Source organism: Pseudomonas entomophila (assembly GCF_013523165.1).
Lineage (GTDB): Bacteria > Pseudomonadota > Gammaproteobacteria > Pseudomonadales > Pseudomonadaceae > Aquipseudomonas > Aquipseudomonas entomophila_A.
Map to the genome: position 1 here is coordinate 26,980 of NZ_JAAMQI010000031.1, position 8,653 is coordinate 35,632.

Annotated in this window: 7 protein-coding genes and 2 tRNA genes; 4 read left to right on the top strand and 5 right to left on the bottom strand. The window is 65.0% G+C overall.

The features are described 5' to 3' along the window. Positions 1–145 precede the first annotated feature (145 nt). The 3 genes from G7Z99_RS18210 to G7Z99_RS18220 all read left to right on the top strand — a co-directional run bounded on the left by G7Z99_RS18210 (position 146) and on the right by G7Z99_RS18220 (position 2,191). Positions 146–221, top strand: a tRNA-Val gene (locus G7Z99_RS18210). Positions 222–237: 16 nt separating this feature from the next. Then, positions 238–314: transfer RNA gene (locus G7Z99_RS18215), tRNA-Asp, on the top strand. Positions 315–469: 155 nt separating this feature from the next. After that, positions 470–2,191, top strand: coding sequence for a molecular chaperone HscC (locus G7Z99_RS18220; RefSeq protein WP_181096261.1), 1,722 nt, complete (start codon positions 470–472; stop codon positions 2,189–2,191). Here the strand turns inward: G7Z99_RS18220 and G7Z99_RS18225 are convergent. The 4 genes from G7Z99_RS18225 to G7Z99_RS18240 all read right to left on the bottom strand — a co-directional run bounded on the left by G7Z99_RS18225 (position 2,185) and on the right by G7Z99_RS18240 (position 6,630). Continuing rightward, positions 2,185–4,869, bottom strand: coding sequence for a J domain-containing protein (locus G7Z99_RS18225; protein WP_181096263.1), 2,685 nt, complete (start codon positions 4,867–4,869; stop codon positions 2,185–2,187). The genes G7Z99_RS18220 and G7Z99_RS18225 overlap by 7 nt on opposite strands. Then, positions 4,866–5,558, bottom strand: coding sequence for a DUF1266 domain-containing protein (locus tag G7Z99_RS18230; protein ID WP_181096265.1), 693 nt, complete (start codon positions 5,556–5,558; stop codon positions 4,866–4,868). Before G7Z99_RS18230 ends, G7Z99_RS18225 begins: the two co-directional genes overlap by 4 nt. 86 nt (positions 5,559–5,644) lie before the next feature. Further along, positions 5,645–6,430 carry a type I methionyl aminopeptidase gene (map, locus tag G7Z99_RS18235; protein WP_181096267.1) on the bottom strand — a complete coding sequence of 262 codons (786 nt, stop codon included), beginning with the start codon at positions 6,428–6,430 and terminating at the stop codon, positions 5,645–5,647. Continuing rightward, positions 6,427–6,630, bottom strand: a complete 204-nt coding sequence (locus G7Z99_RS18240) for a ParD-like family protein (RefSeq protein ID WP_181096269.1) — start codon at positions 6,628–6,630, stop codon at positions 6,427–6,429. The genes map and G7Z99_RS18240 overlap by 4 nt, the downstream gene beginning before the upstream one ends. Before the next feature lie 198 nt (positions 6,631–6,828). Between G7Z99_RS18240 and G7Z99_RS18245 the strand changes: the two genes are divergently transcribed. Beyond that, a complete protein-coding gene (locus tag G7Z99_RS18245) occupies positions 6,829–7,797 on the top strand; it encodes a DMT family transporter (RefSeq protein ID WP_181096271.1) in 969 nt (322 codons plus the stop codon). Between the two features lie 404 nt (positions 7,798–8,201). Here the strand turns inward: G7Z99_RS18245 and G7Z99_RS18250 are convergent. Continuing rightward, the coding region (locus G7Z99_RS18250; protein WP_181096273.1) for a transposase at positions 8,202–8,653 on the bottom strand (452 nt) is incomplete at its 5' end.

Here is an 8,653-nt window from a genome sequence, read left to right on the forward strand (position 1 = left end):
GCCAACCCTGCGGCCGGCATTTGCCCGGTTATTGGTCGGTGAGAAGGGGGGCGGGTAGGTCATTGAAAGGCTTGGAAAATTTTTTTGAAAAAGTGCTTGCCAGGGTGGAACGTCCTCCGTAGAATGCGCGCCACACCGAGACGAAGGGTGATTAGCTCAGCCGGGAGAGCATCTGCCTTACAAGCAGAGGGTCGGCGGTTCGATCCCGTCATCACCCACCACTTCTCAGTGTATCGCGCAGCGGTAGTTCAGTCGGTTAGAATACCGGCCTGTCACGCCGGGGGTCGCGGGTTCGAGTCCCGTCCGCTGCGCCATCTTCGAGCTTCCAGGGCCCACTGAACACCCGGAAGCCACAACGAAAGCGACCTTAGGGTCGCTTTTTTTGTTTCTACGATTGGGTCAAAATGCCCTGTCCGCCGGCCCGCGGCCAGCAGGCTGCCACCGGCTCTTCTCATGCAAGAGGCCGACCATGCAGGATGCCGTTCACCCCTCCGCTTCGCTCCCCCCTGACGTTTCGCAGTCCACACCACTGCTGGGCATCGACCTGGGTACCACCAATAGCCTGATCGCCGTCTGGCAGCAAGGGCGGGCGCAGTTGATCGCCAATGCCCTGGGTGAGACCCTGACCCCGTCAGTGGTCAGCGTCGACGACGACGGCAGCGTGCTGGTCGGCCAGGCCGCCAAGGCGCGGCTCACCACCCATCCCCACCTCAGCGTGGCGGCCTTCAAACGCTTCATGGGCAGCGACAAACGTTTCCAGCTGGGCGAGCAGTCGTTTTCGCCCGAGGAGCTGTCCGCCCTGGTGCTGGGTGCGCTCAAGCGCGATGCCGAAGCCTATCTGGGCTGTCCGGTGGACCAAGCGGTGATCTCGGTGCCGGCCTATTTCAGCGACGAGCAGCGCAAACGCACGGTCTTCGCCGCCGAGCTGGCCGGGCTGAACGTCCAGCGGTTGATCAACGAGCCGACCGCTGCCGCCATGGCCTACGGGCTGCACGAGCAGGCGTTGGAACGCACGCTGGTCTTCGACCTGGGCGGCGGCACCTTCGACGTCACCGTGCTCGAGTACGCCTTGCCGCTGATCGAAGTGCATGCCTCCACGGGCGACAACTACCTGGGCGGCGAAGATTTCACCGAGGCGCTGCTGGCCGGCTGCCTGCGTGAGTGGCGGCTCACCACGCAGGCCTTGTCGCCACGCGAACTGGCCAGCCTGCGGGACGCCATCGAACGCTTCAAGTGTGAATTGGGTGAGGGCGGCGGCACCCTGCACTGGAACGGCGATGGCCAGGGACGTCAATGGGAGCTCGATGCCGCGGCCTTGCAGTCGTTATGGGCACCGTTACTGGCACGGGTGCGCGCTCCGATCGAACAGGCGTTGCGCGACGCCCGGTTGAGCCCGCGCGAACTGGACAGCCTGGTGCTGGTCGGCGGCGCCACGCGCATGCCGCAGATCCAGCAACTGGTGGCCAAACTGTTCGGCCGCTTGCCGTACCGGCATCTGGACCCGGACACCCTGGTCGCCCTCGGCGCCGCCAGCCAGGCGGCCTGCAAAGCTCGCGACCAGACCATCGACGAACTGATCCTGACCGACGTCTGCCCCTACACGCTGGGCATCGCCGCCGGGCATACCGAGCACACCGGCGCGTCGTTCTCGCCGATCATCGAGCGCAACACGATCATCCCGACTTCCAAGGTCGAGCGCTTCTACAGCTCCCATCCGCAGCAGGAAGTCGTACGCATCGCCGTCTACCAGGGCGAGCGCCCCTGGGTGCGTGACAACATCCTGATCGACAGCTTCGAGGTCCCGCTCAAGCCCACAGGGGAAACCCAGTCGCTGGACGTGCGCTTCAGCTACGACATCAATGGCTTGCTGGAAGTCGACGTGACGTTTCTGGAAACCGGGCTCAAGCATAGCCACAGCATCGACCGCAGCCCCACCGGCCTGGACGCTGACGCACGCCAGGCCAGTCATGACCGACTGGCCGGATTGAAGATCCACCCGCGCGACACCTTGCCCAACCGCACCTTGCTGGCACGCCTGGAGCGTGCCTGGATGCAGAGCCTGGGTGAGGAGCGCGAGTTGATCGGCAGTTGGTTGTCGACGTTCAATGCCGTGCTGAGCGCTCAGCACGGCGCCGAGATCAGTCGGCAGCGCCAGCAGTTGAACCAGGCGCTGGACGAGCTGCGTTACTGAGCGTTGAGCCGACGCAGGGCCGCTTGCAGGCCGTGCGTCAGGCTGTCGGCCTGGCCAGGCGGTGGCCCGTTGCGGTTTGGCAGCGGGTCGCCCGGCCAGCCGAGCAACAGCAGCGGCAGGATCGGTATCCAGCGCAGCAGCGCCAGCAGAATGATCAAGGCCGGCACGCCTTGGCCCACATCGCGCAGGCGTCGTAGCAACCCGCTCATGACCAGCAGGCCGACCACGATCATCGCCACCCCCTGACTCTGCGGTGGCACCAGCAGCAGACCTGATGCCAGATGGGCGGCCAGCCCCGTGCGCGTCAGGCGCGTATCGAGCCGCCAGACCGCCCAGGCAGGCGCCGAGGGCTGCTGTGCCTGCTGTTCGAGCAGGCGCTCCGACCAGGCCAGCAGCGCCAGTATCGCGCAGCGCACGCCCGCGTCCTGTTCAGGGTCGTCCTTGCCGCACTGCAAGGCCTTGAGCACCCGCAGGCTTGGCACGCGCCCGTGCCCGGCCAGGTTGCCGAAGGCTTCCAGGGCCGTGTTGTACAAAGTTGCGTCGACCCCTTCGAGCAGACGGGCCGAGACATGCCCGCCGCGCCCCTTGAGCAACTGCTCGAACAGTGGCTCGAGCGCGGCATGCGCTTGCTTGAGGAACTCCATCTGCCCATGGGCCTTGCCCCGTTGTTCATCGGACAACCCGGCATCATGAAGAAAAGCGGCGCTGAGCAGCAGGCAACCGAGCGGATGCGCCTCCAGCCAGCTGCTGTCCTGGTCGGCGCATTCGAACAGCTGGGCCATGCTGGGCAGGCGCGGGCTGTCGAAACAATAGCCCCAGGTGATCAGGCGTGAAGCCAGCAAGCGCTGCGCCGTGTCATTCAGGTCGAGCCGTTCGAGCAGTTGCGTTTCCAGCTCGGTGGTGTCGACAGGCCGCAGGTGGTCCATCGGCAGCGAGGCGAGAAAGTGCGTGGGTGGGAAAGCGAGCCGTTCGACACAACCCCGTGACACCAGTCTCAGCCAGCGGCCGGGTTGCTCCAGCAATGCCAGTGTGAACACGCACTGGCCGTACCAGGCCGTCAGGTCGTGGGTGGCGTCGGCAGGCGGTAACCTGAAGCCTTCGAGCATCAACCGGTACTGCGCCCACAGCCCGGACGGGCGCGGCAGCATGCGACCGGTCTGGAAGTGTTCGAGCAGGCAGTCCAGCGCACGCGGTGAATAGTGACGCAGGCGCCGCAACCATTCGCGGCACGCCGGATGGGCTTCATCCGTCAACAAGGCTGGCGGCAGCGTGGTCTCCTCGCTGGCGCAGAAGGTCACCAGCGCCTGCGGGATCGGCGCATGCTGCAGCCAGCGCAGGGTTTGCCTGGCCTGCGCTCGCAGCCCCTCGACGATCAGGGCATCGAACTCATCTACGCCATCTGGCTCGTCCACCACCTGACGCAGCAGATCGGCTTCGCCACGTTGCAAGGCCCACGCGTGCCAATAGCGGCGCTGCAGCGTCGCGTCCGGTCGTTCGTCGAGCAGCCAGGCCAACAGGGGCAGCTCATCGTCGCCGTTCAGGCACCAGTCGGTGAACGTGGCGGCGATACCTTCGAGCGGCAGGCGCGAGGCGATCAGCCAGCGGGTCAGGGTCTCCGGGCGCTGCGCCGGGCTGGCCCAGCCTTGGGCCGGGTCGGCCAGGTCGCTCGGCCAGTGGTCCGGCAGCTCGAAGCCGTCCAGGGCCTGGATCAGCAAGGGCAGGCGCTGCGGCGCATGCCGGCTGCACAGGGCGAGCAGGGCGGCAGGGGCCTCTGGGTGGCGGTGCGTCCGCCAGAGCGTTGACCAGCAGCCCAGCGCCTGCTCATCGTCGAGCAGCGCCTCATGCTGGCGCGCCAGCAGGTACAACAGGTCGAGATCGTCCGGCGTCGCGTGCCACTGGGTCTGCAACTCGTCGCGCCAGGCCCTGGCCGGCACCCCGGCCTGGCAGAACTGGGTCCGCAGCCGCAGCATCAGGGCGTCGTCGTCCGGCAACGGCAGGCAGGTGTGGCGCCCGGCGAAGTCGCGGTACTCGTGGAATGGCCGCTGGTCGTAGCAGTAGGCCAGGGTGCGCAGGTACCAGAACGTCTCCATCTGCGCCGGGGCTGGCCAGTCGCGCATCAGCCGCGTGTCGAACGGGTCTGGCGTGGCCAGGCGTTGCAGGAAGGCGTCGGCCTCGTCTGGGGCGTCGAGCCGCAGCAATTGGTGCGCCCAGGCGAAACGCTGGGCCAGCAGGCCGGCGCACTGGTGCGAAATCGGCCCGCAGTCTTGCAGCAGCGCCAGGATGTCCCAGCCCAGGTCGTCGAGGGCATCGAGCGGCAGGTCATCGAGGCTGGCCACGTAGGCCTGCCAGGCATCCAGGTCGAAGCGCGTATGGGGTGTATCGAGCAACGTTTCGAAAGCCTGAAACGCGTCATCGCGCTGACGTTGAGGGTCGCTGACCGCATCGACCTCGGGCGTGGCCTCCACTTCACCCTCTGCCTCGATCGCGGCGGGTTCGGCTGTCGTTGCCTGTGCCTGCTCGCGCGCCAGGCGCATGGCCTGTTCATAGGCTTCGCGCAGGGCCTGGAAGCCTTGGGGGTCGGTTTCGGGATGAAACGCCGGCAGACGCGTGCGGTAGGCCAGGCGAATGGCCTGGGTGTCGTCGATGGGCGCGATGCCCAGCAAGGCCCAGCAGCTCATGACCAGCCTTCCCGCGGCAGACTCGCCGGGCGCTCGAGTTCGGGCAGCGGCAGGTGCCATGGCAGCGTGGCCAGGATCTGGCTGGCATCCTGGCTCAGGTTGAGCGCGATGCAGCGATTCCAGTGGTCACTGCCTTGGCGAGGCAGGTTGGCGTCGAACGCCTCGTCGTCGAGGTCCGAGACGTTCCAGAGCGCCTTGCCGAACAAATAGCCGGTCAGGTAGCGGTTCCAGCTTTCGTAGTAATGCCGTGCGCGCAGCGAGAGTCGATAGTGCAGGTACAGACTTTCATCCTCGTCGATGTAGCCACGCAACGTGCCGACCCGCAGCAGGTAGCTCATGCGACCGAGGTCCCAGGCCCGTGTCCCGCCGTCGCCACAGTCGGCGAAGGTGCTGGCGGCGTACTCGTGCAGACGACGCGCGCGGCGTGGCAGGCTGTCGAGCAATGCACGCCATTGGCTAGGCAAGCAGCGCTGGTACTGCCAATAAATGTCGTTCAGTACGCAGGCGTGACCCGCGTCGGCCATCGACAAAGTGTCGAGCAGGCGCTCGCGGCTGTCGATCCCCCAGGCGTGCTCCAGGTTGGAGGTGTCTTCACCCTCGAAATACGTCGCTGAGGTGTAGCTGGCGCCGTTGAGCGCAGCCATCGGGCTCGACAAGGCGTACAGCCAGCGCCGGGCGTTTTCGTCCACTGAAAAAGCTCCTTTGACAGAGGGAAAGGCAAGCCAGGCGTGCCCGGTCGCCGAGTGTAGAAGAGGGCCAATGGTCCAGGCAATGCTCAGTGCCCCAGGCGTTCGGCCTCTTCGGCACGCAAGGTCAGCACCTCGACCCCTGTCTCGGTCACGGCCACGGTGTGCTCCCATTGGGCCGACAGCGAACGATCACGTGTGACCACCGTCCAGCCATCGCGCAAGGTTTTCACCCCGCGCGTACCTTGGTTGATCATCGGCTCGATGGTGAACACCATGCCAGGCTTCAGGCGCAGGCCGCTGCCACGCTGGCCGTAGTGCAGCACCTCGGGTTTCTCGTGCATCTGCTGGCCGATGCCATGGCCGCAGTATTCCCGCACCACACTGTAGCCGGCCGCTTCGGCGTGGGCCTGGATGGCATGGCCGATATCGCCCAGGGTCGCGCCGGGGCGCACCTGTTCGATGCCTTTCCACAGGGCCTCGTAGGTGGTGTCGACCAGCTGCCGGGCTGCCGCATCGATGGCGCCGATCGTGTACATCTTCGACGAGTCGGCGATATAGCCACCTTGTTCGAGGGTGATGTCGACATTGACGATGCTGCCCTCCTGCAAGCGCTGCTTGGCGTCAGGCATGCCATGACAGACCACGTGGTCGACCGAGGTGTTGAGCGCATAGGGGAAGCCGTATTGCCCCTTGCTGGCCGGGCGAGCCTTGAGCGTCTGGACGATGAAGGCCTCGACATGGTCGTTGATCTGCATCGTGGTGACGCCGGGCTGGATGAAGCGGTCCAGCTCGGCGAACACCTCGGCCAGCAATTGCCCGGCGCGACGCATGAGCGCCAGTTGCGGTGCGGTCTTGAGGATGACCTGGCTCATTGCAGCAGCGCCTGGAGCGTGGCCTGTTCCTGGCGCAGCATTTGCCGCAGCAGGTCGTGGTAAGTGGCCTGCGGGTGCAGCTCGGCGAGCATCCCCAAGCGGATCCAGTGCTCGGCCTGGGCGTTGATCGAGCGCGACATGACCGCGCTGGCCAGGCGCAGGTCTTCGTGCAGTGTGTCGGAAATCTTGACGATACCCATGGGCACCTCGCTATATGAAACGTATATACAGCATATCGTCGATGAGGGTGCGAACGCCACTGCGGTCTGATGTGCGGGGCGAGATCGATCTGGCGGGGAATGAGCAGAAGAATTCTTTTCAGCCTTTTCCAATACCGCTGCACCGAGGCAGGGCCTAGAATCCAGGCATCGTTCGTTCAAGTGTCATTCGAGGGTTTCATGCACATTTCTTCCGGGCGCTGGGTACGCGGTCTATCCTTGGCGCTCCTGACTGCGTTGCTGTGGGGCATCTTGCCGATCAAGCTCAAGCAGGTGCTGCAGGTGATGGACCCGGTGACCGTCACCTGGTATCGCCTGCTGGTCTCGGGTGGGCTGCTGCTGGCGTGGCTGGCGGCGCAAAAGCGCCTGCCGCGTTTCCAGGGGCTGGGCCGCCGCCGCTATGGGCTGGTCGGGCTGGCGATCGCCGGCTTGCTGGGCAACTACGTGCTGTATCTGGTCGGGCTGAAACTGCTCAGCCCCGGTACGGCGCAGCTGGTGGTGCAGATGGGGCCGGTACTGCTGCTGGTGGCCAGTGTGTTCGTCTTCAAGGAGCGCTTCAGCATCGGCCAGGGGCTGGGGCTGGTCATGCTGCTGGTCGGGTTCGGGTTGTTCTTCAACCAGCGCCTGGACGAGTTGCTGACCTCGTTGGGCACCTACACCACGGGCGTGCTGACCATTCTTCTGGCCACCAGCATCTGGGTGTTCTATGCCTTGAGCCAGAAACAGCTGCTCACGGTCTGGCATTCGCAGCAGGTGATGATGGTGATCTACCTGGGCTGCGCCGCGTTGTTGATCCCCTGGGTGCATCCGCTGGAGGCGCTCGAGCTGACGTCCGTTCAGAAATGGCTGCTGCTGGCGTGCTGTCTCAATACCCTGGTGGCCTATGGCGCCTTCGCCGAGGCCCTGGCGCACTGGGAGGCCTCCAAGGTCAGCGCGACCCTGGCCCTGACGCCTCTGGTCACCCTGGTGGCCGTGGCCGCGGCGGCCTGGTTGTGGCCCGCCTACGTCACGGCTGAGGACTTGAATGCGGTGGGGTACGTCGGCGCCCTGGTGGTGGTGATCGGCTCGGCGCTGGTGGCGGTGGGGCCTTCGCTGGTGGCCGGTTGGCGCTCACGACGGGCGCGTCAGCAGGCATTGGCGGGCGGGTAGAGTAGGCTGGTACGAATCGCTCGTGAGGGCAGGCTTGCCCACGATGCAGGCGGTGATTGACCGAACGCCATCGCTGGCAAGCCAGCTCCCACTCAGGCCAATGCAGCCTGACAAGAAGCAGGGGCTGCACATAGGCCGGTACAGCCTGCCATGAAGCAGAAGCTGAACACCTTCCTGTGGGAGTCCGCCCGCCGCCTTGGCGCCACGCTGTCGTGCAGAGAACCTGGCGATAGCTGGCATGGCTCAGAGGCTTTATCTCTGATCGATTTTTGGGGCCGCTTTGCGGCCCATCGCGGCCGGTCCGGCGCCCCGGCGGGGGCCGCTCCTACACCCGTAGCCCCACCGCGCAGGGTTGCAGGCTATCGCGGTCCCCTGTGGGAGATTCTATGGTAATTGCCAAGGACTCAAGCGGCTTTTGGACGATATTCCTCTCCGCTTCTGATCAGGGCAAAGACCACCCGAGCCAGCTTACGGGCCAGCATGACCAGGACTTGAGTCTTTTTAAAACCGCGGCTCTGCTTGTCTTCGTAAAACGTTTTCCAAGCAGTTGTCCTGCCTGCTGACATCGCCGCGTTGTGCAGCAAACGACGGACCTCTGGATCGCCTCGTTTGGTCAACGTCGAGCGTTCTTTTTTCTTGCCCGACTGAGCCACTCGCAAGTCCATTCCCAGAAAAGCGATGAAGGCATCGGCACTCTTGAACTCACCCCGCTGGTAGGTGGCGACCAAGCGCGCAGCGGTGAGAAAACCAACGCCTTCAACTTTCATGCATCGCCTGACTAACGGCATCAGTCCTGCCTGCTCGAGCAGTTTCTTGATCATGTTTTCGATGAGGTCTTCAATGCGCTTCATCGAGG

Coding starts and splice junctions, on each gene's coding strand:
- G7Z99_RS18220 (WP_181096261.1), top strand. CDS start 470: ATGCAGGATGCCGTTCACCCCTCCGCTTCGCTCCCCCCTGACGTTTCG.
- G7Z99_RS18225 (WP_181096263.1), bottom strand. CDS start 4,869: ATGAGCTGCTGGGCCTTGCTGGGCATCGCGCCCATCGACGACACCCAG.
- map (WP_181096267.1), bottom strand. CDS start 6,430: ATGAGCCAGGTCATCCTCAAGACCGCACCGCAACTGGCGCTCATGCGT.
- G7Z99_RS18240 (WP_181096269.1), bottom strand. CDS start 6,630: ATGGGTATCGTCAAGATTTCCGACACACTGCACGAAGACCTGCGCCTG.
- G7Z99_RS18245 (WP_181096271.1), top strand. CDS start 6,829: ATGCACATTTCTTCCGGGCGCTGGGTACGCGGTCTATCCTTGGCGCTC.